Below are 20,816 nucleotides of genomic sequence, written 5' to 3'. Positions count from 1 at the left end.
GGCTACTCCGCCGCCTGATTGATGACACGTTTGGAGACCGTTGCATTTCCCTGCTGCGCGGAACTGGCGCGGTCCGGCAATTCAGGCTCGGCCTTAGGGCGGTTCAGTTCATGTTCGATCATGGGCCTGTTCAGATCCTTGGACTGCAAAAAGATCCGCCCGATATATTCGCCAAGTATGCCCAGGAACATCGCGTTCAGCGTCATCGAGAGCAGCAGCAGGATGGTGGTGGTGGCGAAACCGGCGGGCCAGTCCTGACCAAAGACCACCTTGCCGATGATGTATCCCATCATCAGAAGGAAGGTCACCAGCCCAACGGTCAGGCTGATCATCGAGGCCAGTCGCAGGGGCAGCAACGAGTGGTTGATCAGCCCGTCCACCGCCAGCGACAGCATGGCCTTGAACGGGAATTTGGATTCCCCTGCCGTGCGTGCGTCGCGGTCATATTCGAACCCGATCTGGTTGAAGCCCATGCCGCTGATCAAACCCCGCACATAAGGCGAGCGATCATCGACCCGGCGCAGTTCATCCAGAATGCGCCGGTCGGTCAGACGGAACTCGCCCGCATTACGGGGCAAATCGTCGTTGCTGATCATGTCGATCAGCGCGTAGAATCCGCGCCGCGCGGCTGCGACAATGGGGCCGTCCGGCAGGCTGCGCCGGATGCCATAGACCACATGATAGCCCTGCCGCCAGGTATCCAGCATTTGCGGGATCAACTCGGGCGGGTCCTGCAAATCGCAGTCGATCTGTATCGCGCAGGCGCCGGTGGCCGAGCGATAAGCCGTCAGCACCGAGGACTGATACCCCATGTTGCGGGAAAAGCGGATCACACGTACACGGCTGTCATCCTTTGCGATCTCGGATAGAATCTCAAAGGTCCGGTCGTCCGAGTGGTTGTCGGTAAAGATGATCTCGGGCTCATAATCCGGCAGGCCATCGAAGACGGCCATGACCCGCTCATACGCATTGCGAACATTGTCCTCTTCGTTCAGCGCGGGGATGAGGATGGAAACAGTGGTCATGCGTCCTGCCCCATCGCTACCGGCTGGCTGTGGGGAGCCCGGGATTGTCTTGCCCATTGCACTGTCCTTTCCAGACCTTCGGGAAGCAGAATCTGCGGCGACCACCCAAGCGTCGCCTTCACCTTTCCCGGATCACAATTCAACACGACCGGTGGATCGGCTGGGGTTCCAAAGCTCGCCAACTCGCGCCGGGCACCGGTCATCGCGACCAGCATCCGGGCGACCTCGGCCATTTTGGGGGCATCGCCCGTACCCACATTGATCACCGCACCGGCCGACACAGGGTCGTCGGCAATCAGCAACAAGGCGCGGATCACATCATCGACATGGATCAAGTCACGCCGGTCATGGGGCCGATGGATCGTCACCGGTTTTTCATCAAGAAAATCTTCAATCAATTTTGGAATGAGAAAATCACTCGATTGCTCGGGACCGTAGGTAAGCGCCAACCGGGCGGTCACTGCCTGAAACGGCAACCGTGGACGCGCCATGGCCATATACTGCGTGCCCGCCAGAATGGACGCACCATACGCATTGCGCGGCGCTTCTCGAGCGGTTTCGACATAGGGCGTTTCGATGTCGCCATACTCGGCAATCGATCCCGTGCGAACAAAAACCCGGGGCGGAACGTCAGCAAACGCAGCAGCGGAAAGCAGCGCGATCAGCCCTGAAAGATTCTCCGTCACGCTGTCCGAAAGGTCCGTCAGGTCCTTCTGCGCCGGATAGCGGGTTCTGGCGCCGGCATGAAAGATAATCTCGGGGCGCGCCTGTGCCAGACAGGTGCGCAACCGGTCAGCCTCGGCCAGGTCCAGGCGATGCACGGCGATCCGGCCCGAGACATCCGCCAGCCGGACCAGCGATGAGGCAGGCCGCGCGATAACCGAAACCTCATCGCCCCGGGCCAGACAGGCCCGGGCCAGATGTGATCCGATAAATCCGGTCGCTCCGGTTATCAGTACGCGTGCCATCGTTGCTTCCTCAGGGAATGACCACCGGCATCGGCAGTGGCACGATGAACTTGCCACCCCGGGCCTCGAAATCCGCCATCTGCTCGCGGATCTCGTCGAAGAAGTTCCAGGCCAGAACCAGCAGATAGTCCGGCTTGTGCTCTTCGACTGCATCCGGTGACAGAACCGGGATCATCATGCCCGGCGAATACAGGCCCTGTTTCAGCGGGTTGCGGTCCACCAGGAAATCCAGCGTGTCCGGGCCGATGCCGAAATAGTTGAGCAACGTATTGCCCTTGGCCGGCGCACCATAACCCGCAACCGTCTTACCGCTTGCCTTGATCTGGGCCAGAATCCGGGTCAGGGTATCGCCCAGTTCCTGCACGCGGCCCGCGAACGCCTCATAGCTTTCCCGGCGGGTCATGCCAGCCGCCTTCTCTTCCTCCAGCATCGAGCCGACGATGGGAGCAGGCGATTGTTTCAGCGCCGCAGGCTGCATGAAGACCCGCATGGACCCACCATGAACCGGCAGCTTTGTCACATCGACCACGTCCAGACCAACGGCCTCGCCCAGCCGCACGATCGACAGCAGGCTCAGCTCGGACAGATGTTCGTGATAGACGTTGTCGAACTCATTGGTTTCAAGGATCGCCTTGCCCCACGGCACTTCGATGATAAAGACACCGTCATCTTCGAGCAGCGCCAGAACGCCCTCGGCAAAACCGTGGAGGTCGTCGATATGGTTGAAGGTGTTGGTGGTGGTGATGACCTTGGCCGGGCCTTCCGCGTCACGCACCTCGCGCGCCGTTTTGGGGTTGAAAAAGTCCGTGTGAACCCTCACCCCACGCTCGGCTGCAATCCGTGCCAGATTGGCGGCAGGATCAATGCCGAGTGTCCTTCCGCCGAGACCGTTCGCGTGAGACAGCATCAGCCCGTCATTGCAGCCGATATCGACGATCAGGCCTCCATCTGCCCGGTCCACGCAAACCTGTGCCAGACCGGCGAAATGCGTGTGCATTGTCGCCGCCCCCGAGGGGACGTACAGGTAATCGGTGAAGAAATCCGGCGGCACCTGATCGGCGACCTGAATCAGGCCGCAATCCAGACAGGCCTGCGTGTTCAGCGGGAATGCCGGTTGCGGCTGCTCGCGCTCATCCGCGCGCACAAACATATTCGCCGGGGGATGATCACCCATCGGCAATACCAGCATCAGGTTGTCCGAGCTGCATGCCCGGCAAGTTGTCCGTACCGATGGTCTGATGAACTGCTGGTTCATGATGCCAGCTCCTTTTGATGTTGCGTGGCGAACTCGTCAAACTTGCCGTGCATGTAATCGATATGCGCCTGTGTCAGCCCGTGATGACAGGCCAGCAGGATACCGCCACGCATTACGGCATCGGCAACGGGATAGCCGGCCGGGTCTGCACGGTATTCGACGTCTTTCATCGCCGGTTGCCGCAGGATGTTGCCGGTAAAGACGGGGCGGGTCTGGATGTCCGCAGTTTCAAGGAAGATCTGCATCTGCCGCCGGGTAAATGGCGCGCCGGGCCGCAAGGTCAGCGGAAAGGCAAGCCAGCCGGTCCGCGATCCGGGCAACTGCTCGGGCAGAATGAACCAGTCCTCGTAACGGGCAAAGAAGGCGCGATGCGCGTCAAAGCTCTCTTCGCGCACGCGGATGTTGTTGTCCAGCTTGCCCAGTTGTACCAACCCAAAGGCGGCGCTGATCTCGGAGGGTTCGACATTGTAACCCAGATCCTCAAACAGGAATTTGGCATCGTATTCAATGTCATCCAGCTTGACGTTGAAGCGGTTTTCGATGGCCTCGGATTCCACGAACAGCGACGAGCTGCGGCCCCACGAGCGCAGCAGGAGCGCCTTGCGGGCCAGCTCATCGTCGTTGACACACAACATGCCGCCATTGCCCGCCCCGTTGATAACGTGACTGCCATAGAAGCTGGTGGTCGAAACGTCAGAGTAGACCCCGGTGCTGGTCCCGTCGATGGTTGCGCCCAGCGTGTCGGCGCTGTCCTCGATCACCTTTAGTCCATGGGCATCGGCCAGTTCACGAATGCGCCGCCAGTCCGGCAGGTTGCCGATCAGCGATGGGATCATCACAGCGGATGTGTTGGGGGTAATCATCCGCTCGATCGCGTCCACATCGATATTGTAGGTGCCGGGGGCAGCATCCACAAAAACCGGGATCAGCCCCTGCCGGACCAGCGGCGCAACGGTGGTGGCAAACGTGAGTGCCGGAGTAATGACTTCGCTGCCCTTGGGCAGATCCAGAATCTCGACCGCCAGATAATTGGCCGACGAACCGGAGTTGACCATGACGCCATGGTTCTTGGCAAAAAGCGCCGAGACCTTTTCCTGCATCTCCCGGACCTTCGGCCCCATCTGTGTCGAGGTCTTGAGCACCTCGACCACGGCGTCGATCTCTTCCTGGCCGTGAACGGTCTGACCGTAATTTACTCGCATATAATTCTTCTCCTCAATAAACCCGCGCCTTCACTGCGCGGCGACCGTGGCCCGGTCGAACATGTCCGATGACATCAGGTTGCTGTAATGGCCGATCTGGGCATCGGTGATCCCGGCCATGGCTTCTCCGGCGGCATGTGACCGATACCAGTCCACCGTCAGCTGGATCGCCTCGGGCAGGTCCAGCTGCGGGCGCCAGCCCAGCCGGGTCTGCGCCTTGGTGCTATCCAGCCGCAGAATGCCGGCTTCGTGCATCCCGTCCGGCGGGCCGTCGCCGGTGTGGTGGAACGTGAATTCCGGCGCTCCAGCGCCCCAGGAATGCTGCATCATCATCGCCAGATTGCGCACATTGACCGTGCCGGACACGTCCGGCCCAAAATTCCAGGGCCCGGCAAATGGCTGGCCTTTTTCCAACAGCTTGGCAGCCAGCCCCAGATAGCCGGAAATCGGCTCCAGCACATGCTGCCAGGGACGCACGCTGAACGGGCTGCGGATATGCAGAGGCTTGCCCGCCTCGGCCGACCGCACGATATCCGGCACCAGCCGATCCTCGCCCCAGTCGCCGCCACCGAACACGTTGCCCGCGCGAACCGTGGTCAGCTGTGGCCCCTGCGGATCGCCAAAGAACGAGTGCTGATAGGCCTGAGCAACAAGCTCGGTACAGCCCTTCGAAGCGCTGTACGGATCCCTGCCCCCCATGGGATCGTTTTCGCGATAGCCCCAGGTCCACTCTTTGTTGTCGTAGCACTTATCACTGGTGACAACCACGACGGCCTTGAGCGACTTCATCTTCAGCGCCGCATCCAGCACGTGGGCCGTGCCTGACACGTTGGTGGCAAAGGTCTCGGCCGGCTCCCGGTAGGACCGCCGCACCAAAGGTTGAGCCGCCATGTGAAACACCACCTCGGCATCGACATCCGCTAACGCCTTTTGCAGGGCGGCAGGGTCGCGGATATCGGCAAAGCGGCTGTCCATGATCACCGGCAAGCCACAGGCGTCATAAAACGACGGCCCCTTCTCGGGCGGCAGCGACACGCCGGTCAACTGCGCGCCCAGCCGATACAGCCAGACCGACAGCCAACCACCCTTGAACCCGCTATGCCCGGTGACAAGGACACGGCGGCCCGAAAAAATGCCGCCGAAGATGGGATCAACCTGACCAGCCATGTTCACCTCAGATCGCCAAAGCCGGATAGCTTGCCGGCGCTTCATCGTCGAAGTTCATCCAGGGCGGCGTCTCTTCATCGCACAGCCCGTTCAGCGTGGCACGATCACGGATAGTGTCCATCGGATGCCAGAATCCGGCGTGCTTGAACGCCATCAACTCACCATCGCGGGCCATCTGGGTCAGCGGCGACTGCTCCAGCGGCTCCATGTCGTCGACCATATAGTCCATGACGCCCGGCTCAAAGACGAAGAACCCGCCGTTGATCCAGGTTTCGCGCTTGCGCACCTTTTCGGTAAAGGCATCGACCCGGTCGCCTTTGAGTTCGATATTGCCAAAGCGCGCGGGTGGCTGCACCGCAGTCACGGTGGCCAGCTTGCCATGCGATTTGTGGAACTCGATCAGCGCATTGATGTCGATGTTACCCAGCCCGTCGGAATAGGTGCACATGAAGGTCTCGCCGGGATCGAGCCACTCTTTCAGGCGCCGGATGCGACCACTGGTCATGGTATGCGCACCGGTATCCACAACGGATACGTTCCAGCCGCCCGGGGCGGTTGGCACCAGCTTGAGCTCACCGGTGTCCAGCGACACCGAGATGTTGTTCGCAATCAGGTGATAGTTGGCAAAGAACTGCTTGAGCAGCAGCGCCTTGTATCCGGCGGCCACGACAAAATCGCGATGGCCGAAATGGCTGTAGATGTCCATCACGCGGGCAATGATCGGGCGCCCGCCGACTTCTACCATCGGCTTGGGGATGGAGACCGTTTCTTCGGCCAGCCGTGAACCCAGTCCACCAGCCAAAAGTACCGTTTTCATTGTCTTTCCTTCCTCTAACTTACTAATAACAAAAAAGAACACACATGAAATCAGGCCACCTGCTTGGTCAGCCCAATCCCTCTCCCTTCCTTCGAGATCTTTTTGCCCGCCGTGCCGGTCATTGCGACACCTCCGGGTCTTTCATGTACACGATCCCCTGACCGTAACGGTTTTTCAGCCCTTCGACTTCGACCGGCTGATACCCGTTTGCCTCTGCATAGCGCTGCAGCGGGGCCTCAAGCGCGGGGTCGTAACCCAACAGGAATGCGGACGGGGGATTGGCATCGAAGAGCGCGGTCAAACCGTCCTCGCCCACCATCTGGTATTCATTGGCCAGCACCGGGTCGGTAAAGGGCGCGATGCGATAGGCGAACGGCCCTGTTGCGAATTCGCCGTAAACCGGCAACCCGGCTTCAAGCGGATAAAGCGGAAAGAGGGTTGCAACCGGCCCATCGGAATTGCCGTTTTCTGCCAGAACCTGACGCAGGGCCTCACCGCCCCGAGCAACCTTGGCGGTGGTAAACTTGCCGGGTTCAGTCAGTGCCAGCAATCCGGGCGCCAGACGCGGCAGTCCGAGCAATACCAAGACAAGCAGACCGGCACCAAAGATCGGCATGACCTCGCGGCGGTGAACATGCAGCAGGCGACGATAGACTATGGCGCACAGGATGGGCAGGCAGACCAGCGGCTGAATGTAGTATTGCGGGAAGCCGGGTGTGGGCACCAGGCTCATTCCGGCGGTCAGAGCCAGCACGCCCAGTACCACCAGGATCTGACCCCGATACGACTCTTCCAGCACGTCGCCCGAGCTGGTGTCACGCAGGGCCACCCAGATCAGGAAGAACAAAACCATCGTCATGACCAGCCCGACGCCGGACAACCATGCGCCGTAGGCCAACTGCACCTTGCCAGCCAGTCCCATCGCAAGCCCGGGCTCGGAGGCGGCATTGACCTGCCAGTATTCCACATGCGGGCCGGTGTGGAACTTGACCACATGGGCCAGAAACAGCTGCGGATCGGCCCCCAGATACCAGAATAGCGGTACCGCACCGATCAGTCCGCCCAGGACCAACGGCACGACCACCTTGGTGAGACGGTACTCGCTCGACATCTCACGGGGCAGGAAAAAGGCCCCGATTGCGATCGGCGGAATGAACATGATGGCGCTGACCTTCATGCCCGCCGCGATGGACAGACAGATCCCAGCGATCACAAGTATTATCTTGCGCGGGCGATTTCCCAGCGTCTCAGAAACGAACAGACCCAGCCCAAGTACCGCAAACGGCAAGGGCAGCAGGTTGTTGGTCGCCGCCATACCGGCCTGCGTCAGCAAAGGCTCGCACGCCATAAGCGCCACCGGAAAGAACAGGCCCAAGACGGCCGAGTGCGAAATCCGATAGGTGACCCACCCCAGACCGCTGACCAAAAGAAGCCAGGCAAAGAACACGCCCAGCCGGGCCGAACCCAGCAGACCCTGATCTTCGAACAGCAGATGGAAACCCCGGAAGAACCAAGCGGAATTGGGCACATGATTGTAGAAGAAGTCGCGATAAAGCTGCCACTGCCCCAGCAGTTCCGCCGGGGTCACAAACATCATCTCGTCCCGGCGCAAACCGAAGCTCATCATCCGGCCATAGATCGCCGCCGCCAACAGGCCCAACATCAATGCCACCGCACCTACGCGGATCATGCGCAAGGTCAGGTGCTGTTTCATGCCGTGCTCGTCCTCCTGCACAGCGTCGCGGATATCGGTCGCGCTCATAGCTGCTCATCCCCCTTCGCCCCGGGCCGAACACCCAAAGCATGAGAGATCATCACATAAGACAAGATCACCACCGGCCCGAGCGCCACCGCCTGCGCCAGATAGGCATTGAGGCCAGCGACCATGAATGCGCGCAGCAGAAAGGCATTCGCAAAATAGATGATGACGTAGGAGAGCGCGTATAGCGGCAGCCGGGCGTATCCACGCACGCCGAAGACATAGCGGCCATGAATCCAGTAGTTCCAGATCACACCGATCACGAACTGCACGATCAGAGCAACCTGCGGATGCGCACCCAGAAACACCAGCGCTGCAAACACGCTGTAGCCAAATGCGGTGTTGATGACGCCCGCGCCAAGAAACCGCACCACCCGCGACCGAGGGCTGGGCGGGGTATCAACAGGTTTGGAAAAACTGCGCACCGTCATTCAAACATTCGCCCTTAAGGGCCCTTAAACTTAAACTCTCAACCGGCCGGGCGCTGACGCCCAACCAAAACTCATATCCAGACGGAATTACCGTCCGGCGCTCAGCCGCGGTTGTTCCGCGCCCGCATCCACCGCGGGAATATCGTTCTTCGGCAAAAGATCCGTCGCGGTCAGCACCGGCTTCTTAATTGAATCCGACACATCGACCGAACGCAGTCCGTTGATGCCATAACCCGGCACCAGATCCTTGAGCAGACGCTTGACCGACAGTTCGTCACCCACCGCCGCGGCCTGCTCGAGCTTGAGGATCGTGGCGCGCAGACGCGCAATTGCCACTCCATCGGGCCGCGCCGAACTGACACCGGGGATGCCGCATTCACGCCGTTCTTCTGATGCATCGAACAGCTCTTCGAACAGTTTCTCGCCGGGGCGGCTGCCGATGAACTTGATGTCGATGTCTTCGTAAGGCGTGAGACCCGCCAGCCGGATCATCCGCTCGGCCAGATCGACGATCTTGACCGGACGGCCCATGTCGAGGACAAAAATCTCGCCATGGCTGGTGTCCAGCGTCAGGCCACTGGCTGCCGCGACCAGCGTTAACTGCACCGCTTCGCGGATGGTCATGAAATACCGTTCCATCTTGCGGTCGGTCACAGTCAGCGGCCCACCCTTGGAAATCTGCCGCTGGAATAGCGGGATCAGTGAACCGGACGAGCCCAGAACATTGCCGAACCGGACCGAGAAGAAACGGGTCATTTCTTCGGTCTCGTTGGTGATCCGGTCTTGTGCCTGGACATAGAATTCGGCCACGCGCTTGGTCGCGCCCATCACATTGGTGGTGTTGACCGCCTTGTCGGTCGACACCTGCACCATCGCGATGGCGCCGACATTGCGGGCAGCATCCGCCACGTTACGGGTGCCGATCACATTGGTCAGAACACCCTCGCAGGGGTTCAGTTCGACCAGCGGCACATGTTTCAGCGCGGCGGCATTGAACACCAGTTCGGGGCGATGACGCTCGAAGATCGTATTGACCCGCGCGGCGTCGCGGATGCTGGCCACATACATGCGGCGCGCGACATCCGGGAAGTTCTGGCTCAGGTCCATGTCGATTGAATAGGCGTTGAACTCGCAGTTATCGATCATCACCAGCTCGGCCGGATCGAATGATGCGATCTGACGGGTCAGTTCGCTGCCGATCGAGCCACCGGCTCCGGTCACCAGCACGCGGCGGCCCTGGAACAATTCGCGCAGCATCGAGCGCTCGACCGCTTTTTGCGGGCGGTCCAGAATGTCCTCGGGCTTTACCGTGCGCAGGCTCGACTTGTCGGCATCGGCCTCGGTACCCAATTCCTCAAGTCCGGCCAGACGCGACACCGCGATACCATGCGCCTCGGACCAGCTGATCAGCTTGCGAATGCCGTCGCTTTCGAAATGAGTCACCGGCTCGGTCAGAAACAGGCGCTGCGGCAGCATGTTGCAATGCTTCAGCCGCGCAATCAGGCAGTCGGGGTCCAGCAGCGACCCGATTATCTGCACGTCGTGGAAATACAGGCCCTGCGTGTTACGCGCGTCGTCGATGATGCCAACCGGCTGGTACTTGGACCCAGTGTTGCGCAGCGAGCGCACAAACAGGTCGCAGCTTGCGCCGGTTCCGACCAGCAGCACGGGGATCTTGTCGGCATGCTGCGCCATCAGACGCTTATTCTGACGCGCCAACTCACGGCTGCGCGCCACAACCCGCAGCGCGCTCAGCGCGGGGACAGCCAACAGAAACTGGATGACGTAAACCGGCAGGGGCACTTGCGCGGTTACAGTCAACACCGAGGCCATGAGCGCCAGCAGTACAACGGAAAGAACTGCCCCAACAAGAATGTGAGCGATGTCGCGCAACGAGGTGGAGCGGGTGTGCCGACGATAGACCCCAGACACTGGAAAGGCGATCAGACCGGCCAAACCGGACAACAGCGCCAGCGGCAGCAAGGCTGGCGACAATTCAGCGGGGACAGACCCGCCATTGGCAAGAACAACGGCGAGACAGACTGTAACCACAGCTGCCAATACGTCGCCGAACACCAAACGGTGATTGGCGCGAATTTCCGCAATGACTTGTTTTTGCCAAGAATTGAATTTCAGCAAATCGTTCTGCGGTAAATTAATTTCCTTTTTCCGGGATGAACCCCCGGATGGATAATACTCATACTCATGCATAGGTGAACGCTCCAGCGTCTCTATTAGGCCCCCGACTACTCGCTCAAAAAATATCCCCCCGGCAAAAGCCGGTTATTATGACATATAAGAGCAAACAAATTGCCGAGCGCATTGCGTCGACAATCAGCTACCTGATCTTGCTTCTGACTTTCCCCCTTTGCGCGAATGCATCAAAAACTGCTCGCGCCAACCTTTACCCCCTCACACACATCCCGTCTTCGAAGCGACGGGAGAAACAACCAAAAGAAATCCGTTAACTTCAGATTAACGGTAACATATTGCTTGTCAGATCAAAATTGATTTTTCAAAAAAATGTCCACCTTCAGACATCATCATGCCACGATGCAAAATTGGAAATTTTCTCCTTATTATTCAGATAGTTAATGACCTCTCCCGGAAATCTGGTTACCTTTGGCAGATCACAAATTCATGTGTTGCCAGCGTCACCGCCAACAACCGCACCTGCCCCTACGGCAACCTGCGTCGAATCAAATCCTGCGCCCGCGCCCGATTCGATTGCACCCTCGGTCTGCAGCTTGGTCCAGGGTCGACAAACCTCTGGGTTGTACGCCCTCAGCTGCTCCACGTCCTTCAGGTAGAACTCCGTCATTTTCCCTGCAATGTCAGTGGGTAACGGGGGATACGCAACCTTGCGCGCAACCGCACCACGCAGGGTGCGGAGCGGCCAGCTATGGCGGATTGGATCCAGAACAGGCCGGAACGGCGCCAACACCTGGCGCAGGCCAAGGGGGACAACCGGCGCTTCCTTGTCCTTGATCCGCTGCTGAACTGGTGGGCGCAGTTCATCGCCAAAGCCCACATGTCGGCTGACCTTGCTCAGCTGATCCAGCGGTGCGGTGCGGATATCCTCATACGCCAGCAGCAGAATGTCTTCGGACGGGAACAGGTCGTAGAAGCGGCGCAAGTGATGGGCGTAGCGGCCGTCGTTCAAAAACCGTTCCTCGGCGGCTATGTCGGGATCCAGATAGCGGCGAATATCGCCCGAGACCTCACCCCGCCGGAACAACATGCAATAGTCGGAATAGGCACGCTGCACCGGGTCGCGCATCTGCAAGATCAGCTTTACGCCGGGACAGTCCCGAGCAATGCGACCCGCTGCTTCGGGCTGCGTCAGATATGAGTTGGACTTTTCCCCGATAAGGCGGGTGGCATCATTCGGGTCGAACTGATCGCGAAACCAGTGAGACCCGCGGTGATACTCCCGCGAGAAATAGTGTAGCTCGGGGCCTGGCATATGTATCGCCGGGTTCTGTTCCAGAGAGCGTTGCAGCCAAGTCGTGGCGCATTTCGCTGCGCCAATAATCAGAAAATCGACATTCCCGTCCGGGGGCAAAGGCATGACGTCAATTCCCTGCGGTTTGGCCGGACAACGGTTCAAGAACGACCTCTCGGGTCACGTCCAGAGTATCGCCGGGTTGCAGCTTTGTTTTGGCATCAATCTGGGTCGTCACCGCATCGTCTCCGCGTGTGACCGCATACCGGATCACCGCCTCTCCGCTGGGTTCGGTGTCGGTCGTCAGCCCTGCCGCCACCACCTCGGAGTGAAGAAGCCGGGCCGTGGCAAGACGCGTCTGCAGCGTGGTCAGTTCCTGCTCCACCGTGTTGAGGCGAACCAACGCGTTGGATCGGGCGGTATCGAGCAAGGCCAGCCCGTCCCGCTCTGCCCGGTTCAGCTGTTGCCGCGCGGTCAGCTGCGCGATATCCAGGTTCAGCCGCTCCGCTTCGAGGTTGTTCAGCGCGTTCGTCAGGGCGGTAACCCGTGTGTTAACCGTCAGGCCCTTTTCCTTGAGCGACGTCACGTTGTCCAAATCCTTCTTGGTCAGTGCGATCCGCTCTTCCAGCAGCTCAAGTTGGGCCGCAAGGCTCGCGATCTTTTCGGTCAGCACCGATTTCAGCTCACGAATACTCTCTTCTTGGCCGCTCCGCGCATTTTGAGCGGCAATCAGGATTTCCCCCTCCAAACCAGAAGGTACTTGTGCTGACCCAGCGGCGCCCTGCGAAGAAACCGCGTCCAGATCGGCAACAAGGCGGCGCTTTTCCTGCTGCAAGTCCTCAATTTGTTCATTGAGCAGGCGGATTTCCCCGCCGAGGCGCAGCGGCTGCAGATCGGTTCCGTTGTTGAACTGGACCGGCGGCCGCAGCGGTCCGCCCGCCAAAGCCAGAGCCTGCTGCGCGGTCAGCCCGGGCCGGAAGGGATATGCACCGGGGCCTGAGACATCGCCCAGAACATAGACGGGGAGGTGCCCTATCACCTCCAGCGCGATCTGCGGAGGCTCCGCCATGCCGGTCTGACGGCGCAAACGTATCTCGAGCATTCGGGACAGATCGCCGCTGTTCTTGCCTTGAGCTTCGATCTGTCCAATCAGCGGCACGGCCAGCGTCCCGTCTTGCGCAACCGTGTATTCGCCCGAGATACCATCCCATCTTAGGTACGTGGTCGATGTGGGATCCCACCTCATCGCGCGGACGACAACCCGGTCCTGGGGAACCAAAAGATAGCTTTCTGCATGCGCGGCGGACACAAGCCCAAGCACAAATAGCAGCCCAACTTTCATAACATTGGTGAAGCTCAAAGGACGTTCCTCCAAAAACTTAATATCGCCAAACTCAGGTCTCTCAACTCGACACCTCCTTGGCAACAGCGGTCTGACGCAAACTCTTGCGCAGTATAACAACACATAAGGTCAACCAGATCGCATTACAGATCAAATGTGTGCCGGCGGCGCCGGCCACTCCAAACAATTTGACCATGGGCACCACCAGAACAAAGAAAAGCACGGTAGAAGTGGCACCGATCCGAACCATGGCACGATCCTGATCAAGGCTCAGCAACGCGGGATTCATGACGATCCCGCACATATAAAATCCGACCGCCACCGCTTGGATCGCCACAACCGGCACAGCGGGCGCAAATGTGTCGCCGAAGATCGTCGTAACCATGGGTTCAAGCTGCCAGATAACCGGCGCAAGCACGACGATCATAACTGCAGCAAACCCAAGGCTGACACCACGCACAACCCGGCCAATACGGGCCAACTCCCCTCGGGCGGCAAAGCGTGTCAGCTCGGGGTAGATGGCCTGGCTGATCGGACGGCCGAGCCTGAGCGCCACGTCACCACACCGCCGGGCGACATGATAGTAACCGACCGAGGCGGCGGGAACCAAAGCCGCCAGGATGATGACGTCAAATCGTTGTGAGGTTTGGCGCAAAATGACAGCCAGATTGCTGTTCCACATCAGGCGCAGGAACCCCGGGTTCTCGTTCAGCGCCTCGCGCACGGCACCAATCTGAACCTGTTGGTTGCGGCGACGCATCTCCCGGATGCCAGCAATCAATGCCGCCGTTCCGTTCAATAGGCTGACAATCACGTAAATCGCGACAAACCCGGCCAACCCAAATCCTGCAGCCCACATCCCCACCGCCAAGGCAGCCCGAAGACCGGCAACAGCGGTGTCGATCTTGGCCAGCAAATCGAAGCGGTCATACAACCGCAACAATGCCAACCCGGTCGCTCGCAATGAGATCAGCGCCGCCGCTGCCGCCGCAATCAACAGCCAATACTGCGACGCATCGAATCCGAACCAAGGGGCCGCGACCGGCACCAGCAGCAGTGCAACACTGGCGGCCAGAACACCTCCGAAGAGGTCCAGCAGTACCGACAACCCGACAAGGCGCCCGAAGCGCCCGTCATTACCAGCCTCCAGGGCTTCGCTTCCGTTTCGGATAACGGCCTGCCACGGTTCCAGATGGATCAGACGTTCAATGATGCGGCCGTAGGATTCCACCAGCGCCAGCATACCAAGACCTGCCGCCCCCAGCGCCCGGGCTCCGAACGCCAGATAGATCATGCCTAATAGCGCGACGGCCACCTGAGAGGAAAAAATCCACTTCAGATTGCGCAGCAAACGCTGCGCCACCGGCTCATTTCTGAACCCGGATGCCAGTCGGGAGATCACGCCAACACACCGTTTCGCACAAGCCAGACCCTCCGGTTTGCGCGCTGCGGATCAGGAGTAATCCGATGTGCCATATGAATAATAATGCGCATAGCCACCATATCCGTACCTGCGGTGCTTGCGGGTATCGACGTCATTTACCAGTGTTGCCGAAACCTCGATCCCGTTCATCGAAAGCTTCTCCGTCGCGTCCCTCAGGACCGCCTCGGTCGTGTTCCCCCAGCGAACCACAAGTAGCGTTCGGTCAATCAGCGGCCCCAATCTGCACGCGTCATCGACGATCAGAACAGGCGGCGTATCCACAAGGATAAGATCGTAATAGCCCAGCAAGCCTTCTTTCAATTCGGCAAGCGCCGTCTTCAACGCAGGCAACGGCGATTTCGATCTCGTCTTGAGGCTCAGCAGGGTAATGCCCTCCATGGCCTCGCCTTCGACACTCACGGGCTCGGATGCGCCGTCACCGGCAAGTACCTCTTCCACCGAAAGGGCCGTCTGCTCCACGCCGAACAGCTTCATCGCGCCGCGACGGTGACTGTCGAAATCCAACACAAGGACTTTCATCCCGTCCCGGGCCGCAGCCGCTGCAAGGGAAACCGCCACCGTGGATTTCCCCTCGTTCGGAAGTCCTGACGTAACCATCATGACCTTGCCCGCACTTCCCACGTTGAACCAGAGGGTCAGGAAACTGTGCAGGGCTTCTGCAAAGGAGGAATTCGGATTATTTTCAAGGAACCACAGCGGTTCATGTCTCCGGGGAAACAGCCCGCGTTTTTTGATGCGCGGCAGAAATCCGTAGTTTACCAGACCCGTGACTCGCAGGATCTGGTTCTCGCTCCAGACCCGGGTGTTCATGTTTTCGGTCAGATAGGCGATGATGAATGCCAGCGTGAACCCAGCGGCGGCACTTGCCGCAACTGCCAGCCTAGGATTGGGCCAATAGGGGTCGACCGGAACGCGCGCGACAGACACCTGACGCGCGCCCTGCCCTACGAATTGCAACTGGGTTTCCAGCTCGTTGAGCTTTTCGATGGATGTCTGATAACGCGCCCGCAACAACTCGAGGGAGCGCTCCTTGCGCATCAGCGCCAGTTCGGCCCGCGTGCGTGCGTGCAAGGCCGCTTGCGCCTCCTCAAGCTCTTTCGCGATCAGCGGCGCCTCTTCTACCGAGGCCGGATCGTCTCGAACGACTTCATAGATGGACGTAAGGCGTTCAACATCCGCGCGCAGGCGGATCGGAAGGTTCTGGTCATCCAGGTTGTTCTCGCGAATATCGGCGGCCAGTTCCAGCTCGGATTGCGACAGCTCTTCGCCCAGTTCGTCGACGCGCGTGCGCAGGAATTCAATCGACTGAGTGATCCCTTCCCTGCGCTTTAGCATGGATTTCAGAATGTAGATTTCGGCGACGGTGTTTGCGATGTCCGCCGCCAGCGCCGGATCCACCGATGTCGCAGTAATTTCGATGGCCAAGCTCTCGCCGTGCCTGGACACGCTGTATGAGCTCAGCATCTTGTCGATGACCCGCTCGCGCCGTGCCACCTCTGGTTCCGGCTGATCAGGGTCCACCACACCCGCAAATCCCGGGTCGTCAAACAGGGAAAGAACCGTCGTAACCTCGGCGGCGAATTCGCGGGATTTGAGAACGTCGAGTTCGGTTTCAATGACGACGCGGGACAGCTCAAAGGACTCAAGCTGCACATCCGTTGCCCGCACCCGGGTGTCCTGCAGCGCCATCACGACCGTCGAACGGGATTTGTAGTGCGGCTCCATCTCGGACACGACGGCAAATGTCGCAGCCACGCAGGCTGCTGTGATCACAAGTACCAGAACGATATGCCGACGCACCAAGTGCCAGATACCGCTCAACCCGATACGATCGTCCCCACGGGTTTGGTTTGTTTTCTCAAGTTTTTCCAATACCGACATTCACAAATCACCAGACTAAAAGTCAGTCTTCAAACCACTACTCCGTCCAAGATGTGGCAGCAGATCTTATAATTAAACCCTTGCCCCCTCAGAACTTCCCTCTGCGCGTGGTGTCGGGCCGGACAATCAAAATCTTGTCAGTCGAGTCCCGGACACCACACGTCCCGACCGCCGAGCGACGCGCACTCTCGACAACCCAAGCTGCGGACCGCAGCCAAACAAACATCCGTATCTCAGAAGGAAGCACCGGACGTGCCGATCCACAGCATGTTCCAGTATCAGCAGCCTCGACCAACCGAAGCTGACAAAAGAATCAAAACGGCGCCGAAAGACGGCCCCGCCACCCATATTAGTCACAAAACAACCCACCCCGACATAGCCATCAAGGAACCTTAAAACTCATTCATGCTGCAAAACTTGCAATAAATTACGATTCCATACAAGTTGTTTCTATATGAACTGTATCGAATCGGAATTTGATTAAAGCCGATTGGAAATCAATGCGTCTGGAGGGGTAGTGCCGGCGCAGCTCGTGTTTTGTGACTTCTGATCGGCTTGTGCCTGATTGGATTAGTAAGTTGTGGACTGGATTGTGATTAAGTCTTCAAAAGTATTTGTTTTCGATGTGAGCTCTGTTTTGAGACCGCTCATCAAGACTTCCGCGCCATTTGCGAGATGCATCCACGGTCTGACCCGTTGCTTCCACTTGCGCCTCGCCCAACCAACTCGAGTGCCGCAGACTCTGCCTGCCCGGCCCCGCACAACTCTCGCTGGTAACAACGGGAAAATCACGCCTGCAGCTACGCGGCAGAGAATGGCGCGCGCGCGATGATCATGCATGTCGTCACCGATTTCGGATCGCAGGGCGGCGCCCAGACCATGCTGGCCCGGCTGTTGGCTCACTCAGGAGAACCGGCAGTTGTGGTTTCACTGGTCGGCGTTTCTGATCGCAACGTGGATCAGGCGAACAATCCGAACGTCATCTACCATGCGCTGCAAGCCCGCTCGCTACGCGCCCTACCGCGGGCCGTTGCAGGTCTGGCGGGCCTGATCCGCCAACACAGGCCGGATACGGTCCTGTGCTGGATGTACCACCCGATGGTCATCGGACTGGCGGCTGCGGCGGTCTCGTTCACCAGGACGCCGGTCTTCTGGACCGTTCGTCAGGCCCTGGACGACCCAGCGGCACTGACAACCAGCACCCGTGCAGCCGTTACACTGTCCAGCAAACTGTCGCGCGCCAGCGCCGGCATCATCTACAACTCGGACCGCGCCCGGCTGCAGCACGCCAAGTACGGCTTTAAGGACAACAAGTCCTTTGTCATCCCGAACGGGTTTGATGTTCCGGACGGCCAGAACACGCGGCAAGGCCCGGCACGTGTTTTTGGGCTTGCCGCACGATTTCATCCGCAAAAGGACTACTCGACCTTTCTTGCCGCCGCCGGCATGGCATCCCGCGAGGTCCCCGATCTTCGCTTCATGGCGGCCGGGGACAAAGTGACAGCCGACAATCACGAACTGCTGGCTCTGATTGAGAAAAACGGGCTGACCACCGATCAGGTCCACCTGTGTGGCGATCTGTTGGACATCCACCCGTTTTATGAAGAGATCGATGTGCTGGTCTTATCGTCGCGGACCGAAGGATTTCCCAACGTCATTGCCGAAGCCATGTGCCACGGGCGCCCGGTTGTCAGCACGGATGTCGGAGATTCCGCTTTGATCGTCGATGATTGCGGGTACATCGTACCGCCCCGCGACCCCGAGGCGCTGGCCGCGGCGATGGTGAAGGTCGCCAAATGGCCAGCCTCAAAATACCGGGACAAGAGCCTGCAGGCGCGAAATCAGATTGCGCGCAACTATGCGCTTCCGAAGATTGCCAACGCCTATGAAGCGGTGCTGACCGGAGATCGGTCGGGCGCCGGTGCCTGGATGTCCGTAAACGCTGAATGAGAGGGTGACGTATGTGTGGTTTCGCTGGCTTTACGACTTTTGCGCCGTTTGAAAAACGACAGGCAACAGTCACTCTCAGGGCAATGTGCGACAGTATCCGCCATCGCGGCCCCGACGGAGAGGGGTTGTTCGTCGATGCCGATCGCGGCGTGGCGCTGGGGCATCGCCGGCTGTCCATCGTGGATTTGTCCGAGACCGGAAACCAGCCCATGGAGTCGCCCGGGGGGCGTTTCTGCGCCATCTTCAATGGCGAGATCTACGGTTACCTGTCAATCCGCCAGGAGCTTCTGGCAAAGGGCATCTCGTTTCGGGGCACTTCGGATACCGAGGTACTGCTGGCTGCGCTTGAAACATGGGGGGTGCAGGCGGCTTTGGAACGCCTGAACGGCATGTACGCCTTTGCGATCCTGGACCGGCAAACCAACCGCATGATCTTTGCCCGCGACCGGCTGGGCAAGAAACCCCTGTATCTGGGTCTGCAGAACGGTACGCTGTTCTTCGGGTCAGAACTGAAAGCGCTGCGGGCACATGATGACTTTGCCGTTGCCGACGTGGATCAGGAGGCGCTTGGGCAGTTCGTCCGCTATGGCTACATTCCCGCCCCGCGCACGATATATCGCGGGGTCGTGAAACTGACCGCCGGCACGTTTCTTGAGGTCGACCTGTCCCGGCCCCCGGCATCCGCCGAGCAGCTTGCACATTCAAGCCAACGGTTCTGGAGTTGCGAGGACGTCGCCGCCAATGGTCTTGCTTCACCTTACCGGGATGATCAAACCGCGCTGAACGCGATCGAGGATGCTCTGACGGTCGCTGTCGCCGAACGGATGATTGCCGATGTGCCCGTCGGCACATTCCTGTCCGGCGGCATCGACTCGACCCTGGTCGCGACGATCATGCAGTCACTGTCCGACACCCCGGTGACCAGCTTCACCGTGCGGTTTGATGACGAGGCCACGAACGAGGCGGACTTTGCGGCGGCCATCGCCCGGCACATCGGAACCGACCATCATGAGGTCACGGCGACACCCAAAATGGCGCTCGATCTGATGGATCAGTTGCCTCATGTCTATGACGAACCGTTCGCCGATCCTTCACAGGTCCCGACCCTGCTGGTATCGCAACTGGCACGGTCGCATCTGAAGGTGGCCATGTCGGGGGATGGCGGCGACGAGTCCTTTGGCGGGTACGCTCGGTATCCCAGAATGCTGCTCTTTGAAAAGCTGGGCCGGAAAATGCCGCGCGGGCTGGCGCGGGCGCTTTCCAATGCGCCAATCGGTCTGGTGAACGTACTGACAACCGTTCTTCATCCCTTCGCGCCGGGACGCCTGCGCGGAGAGTTGTCCGCCGACCGGATCAGCAAACTGGCCTCGATCATATCGCACCGGGAATTTCGCCAACGGTATGACAACTTCTGTTCGCTGTGGGACCCTGAGGATGTGCTTTCCGGTAAGGTAAACGAGCGCAGCGCGTTTCTGTCGCAAGTACTGCCCGGCAACCTTGGCCGCGCTGATGAGATGATGCTGCTGGATTCCCTGATCTACCTTCCCGAAGACATTCTGGTGAAAGTGGATCGCGCCTCGATGTCCGTAGGGCTTGAGGCCCGGGCGCCTCTTCTGGATCACCGGGTGGTTTCGGCGGCGTGGCGCTCTCCGGCCTCCCTGCGATTTGACGGAAAGCGGGGCAAAGTCGCGCTACACCGCCTGTTGGAAAAACGGCTGCCGACATCCCTGTTCGACAGACCCAAACAGGGGTTTGGCATCCCGGTCAATGACTGGCTGCGAGGCCCGCTCAAGGACCGGGCGGCGGCCATGTTCGAAGGCGACAGCGGTCTGAACCGGTATTTCGATCCTTCCGAGCTGCGCCAACGCTGGAACGAGCATTTGTCGGGCGAACGAAACTGGGGCGCTCATCTGTGGTCGGCGATGATGTTCGGGTGCTGGCATGAGACATGGATGCAACCCATGCCGAATGTCGCAAGTCAAACCCCGGCGCTGCAGGGCAGCGCCCACCCCAACTGAGAATGGCGGATATGCGGACATCCCGTTTCATGATACCCGTTGAGATGCCGCTGGCACCTGCGCCACGCCCAAGCCCTGCTGGCCACCGTGATCGAAAGTTCGTGCGTTGAAG

The 20,816-nt window shown here is 59.6% G+C and carries 15 protein-coding genes; 2 read left to right on the top strand and 13 right to left on the bottom strand.

The window, feature by feature from the left end:
* Window positions 1-2: 2 nt before the first annotated feature.
* From GOX53_RS01170 to GOX53_RS01110, 13 genes are all read right to left on the bottom strand, one after another.
* On the bottom strand, window positions 3-1,025 hold the full coding sequence (locus GOX53_RS01170) for a glycosyltransferase family 2 protein (protein WP_171173153.1): 1,023 nt from the start codon (window positions 1,023-1,025) through the stop codon (window positions 3-5).
* On the bottom strand, window positions 1,022-1,993 hold the full coding sequence (locus GOX53_RS01165; protein WP_171173152.1) for an NAD(P)-dependent oxidoreductase: 972 nt from the start codon (window positions 1,991-1,993) through the stop codon (window positions 1,022-1,024). The genes GOX53_RS01170 and GOX53_RS01165 overlap by 4 nt, the downstream gene beginning before the upstream one ends.
* A 10-nt stretch (window positions 1,994-2,003) precedes the next feature.
* A complete protein-coding gene (locus GOX53_RS01160) occupies window positions 2,004-3,248 on the bottom strand; it encodes a class I SAM-dependent methyltransferase (RefSeq protein WP_171173151.1) in 1,245 nt (414 codons plus the stop codon).
* Complete coding sequence (locus GOX53_RS01155; RefSeq protein WP_171173150.1) at window positions 3,245-4,450, bottom strand: DegT/DnrJ/EryC1/StrS aminotransferase family protein; 1,206 nt, start codon at window positions 4,448-4,450, stop codon at window positions 3,245-3,247. Before GOX53_RS01155 ends, GOX53_RS01160 begins: the two co-directional genes overlap by 4 nt.
* 30 nt (window positions 4,451-4,480) lie before the next feature.
* Window positions 4,481-5,617 (bottom strand): CDP-glucose 4,6-dehydratase, encoded by a 1,137-nt coding sequence (gene rfbG, locus GOX53_RS01150; protein WP_171173149.1) that lies wholly within the window; start codon window positions 5,615-5,617, stop codon window positions 4,481-4,483.
* Between the two features lie 7 nt (window positions 5,618-5,624).
* Window positions 5,625-6,434 carry a glucose-1-phosphate cytidylyltransferase gene (rfbF, locus tag GOX53_RS01145; RefSeq protein ID WP_171173148.1) on the bottom strand — a complete coding sequence of 270 codons (810 nt, stop codon included), beginning with the start codon at window positions 6,432-6,434 and terminating at the stop codon, window positions 5,625-5,627.
* 118 nt (window positions 6,435-6,552) lie between these two features.
* The gene (locus GOX53_RS01140) at window positions 6,553-8,196 is read right to left on the bottom strand and encodes a hypothetical protein (RefSeq protein WP_171173147.1); all 1,644 of its coding nucleotides are present in this window, start codon (window positions 8,194-8,196) and stop codon (window positions 6,553-6,555) included.
* The gene (locus GOX53_RS01135) at window positions 8,193-8,624 is read right to left on the bottom strand and encodes a GtrA family protein (protein ID WP_171173146.1); all 432 of its coding nucleotides are present in this window, start codon (window positions 8,622-8,624) and stop codon (window positions 8,193-8,195) included. Before GOX53_RS01135 ends, GOX53_RS01140 begins: the two co-directional genes overlap by 4 nt.
* A gap of 87 nt (window positions 8,625-8,711) precedes the next feature.
* Entirely contained in the window at window positions 8,712-10,676 is a 1,965-nt protein-coding gene (locus GOX53_RS01130; RefSeq protein ID WP_371810237.1) for a polysaccharide biosynthesis protein, read from the bottom strand.
* A gap of 586 nt (window positions 10,677-11,262) precedes the next feature.
* Window positions 11,263-12,195 carry a sulfotransferase gene (locus tag GOX53_RS01125; protein WP_171173145.1) on the bottom strand — a complete coding sequence of 311 codons (933 nt, stop codon included), beginning with the start codon at window positions 12,193-12,195 and terminating at the stop codon, window positions 11,263-11,265.
* Window positions 12,196-12,199: 4 nt separating this feature from the next.
* Window positions 12,200-13,429 carry a polysaccharide biosynthesis/export family protein gene (locus tag GOX53_RS01120; RefSeq protein ID WP_171173144.1) on the bottom strand — a complete coding sequence of 410 codons (1,230 nt, stop codon included), beginning with the start codon at window positions 13,427-13,429 and terminating at the stop codon, window positions 12,200-12,202.
* A 43-nt stretch (window positions 13,430-13,472) separates the two neighbouring features.
* A complete protein-coding gene (locus tag GOX53_RS01115; RefSeq protein WP_171173143.1) occupies window positions 13,473-14,813 on the bottom strand; it encodes a lipopolysaccharide biosynthesis protein in 1,341 nt (446 codons plus the stop codon).
* 51 nt (window positions 14,814-14,864) lie between these two features.
* Window positions 14,865-16,736: an AAA family ATPase gene (locus GOX53_RS01110; protein ID WP_171173142.1), complete on the bottom strand. Its 1,872-nt coding sequence runs from the start codon at window positions 16,734-16,736 to the stop codon at window positions 14,865-14,867.
* Window positions 16,737-17,570: 834 nt separating this feature from the next.
* Here GOX53_RS01110 and GOX53_RS01105 point away from each other — a divergent pair.
* Both GOX53_RS01105 and asnB read left to right on the top strand, forming a co-directional pair.
* Window positions 17,571-18,686, top strand: coding sequence for a glycosyltransferase (locus GOX53_RS01105; RefSeq protein ID WP_217351621.1), 1,116 nt, complete (start codon window positions 17,571-17,573; stop codon window positions 18,684-18,686).
* Window positions 18,687-18,697: 11 nt separating this feature from the next.
* Window positions 18,698-20,704, top strand: coding sequence for an asparagine synthase (glutamine-hydrolyzing) (gene asnB, locus GOX53_RS01100; RefSeq protein WP_171173140.1), 2,007 nt, complete (start codon window positions 18,698-18,700; stop codon window positions 20,702-20,704).
* The last annotated feature ends 112 nt before the right edge of the window (window positions 20,705-20,816 follow it).

It is taken from the genome of Ruegeria sp. HKCCD8929 (assembly GCF_013031405.1).
Lineage (GTDB): Bacteria > Pseudomonadota > Alphaproteobacteria > Rhodobacterales > Rhodobacteraceae > Ruegeria.
The sequence above is the reverse complement of the archived record's forward strand: the minus strand, read 5'-3'. Positions and strand labels throughout refer to the sequence as shown.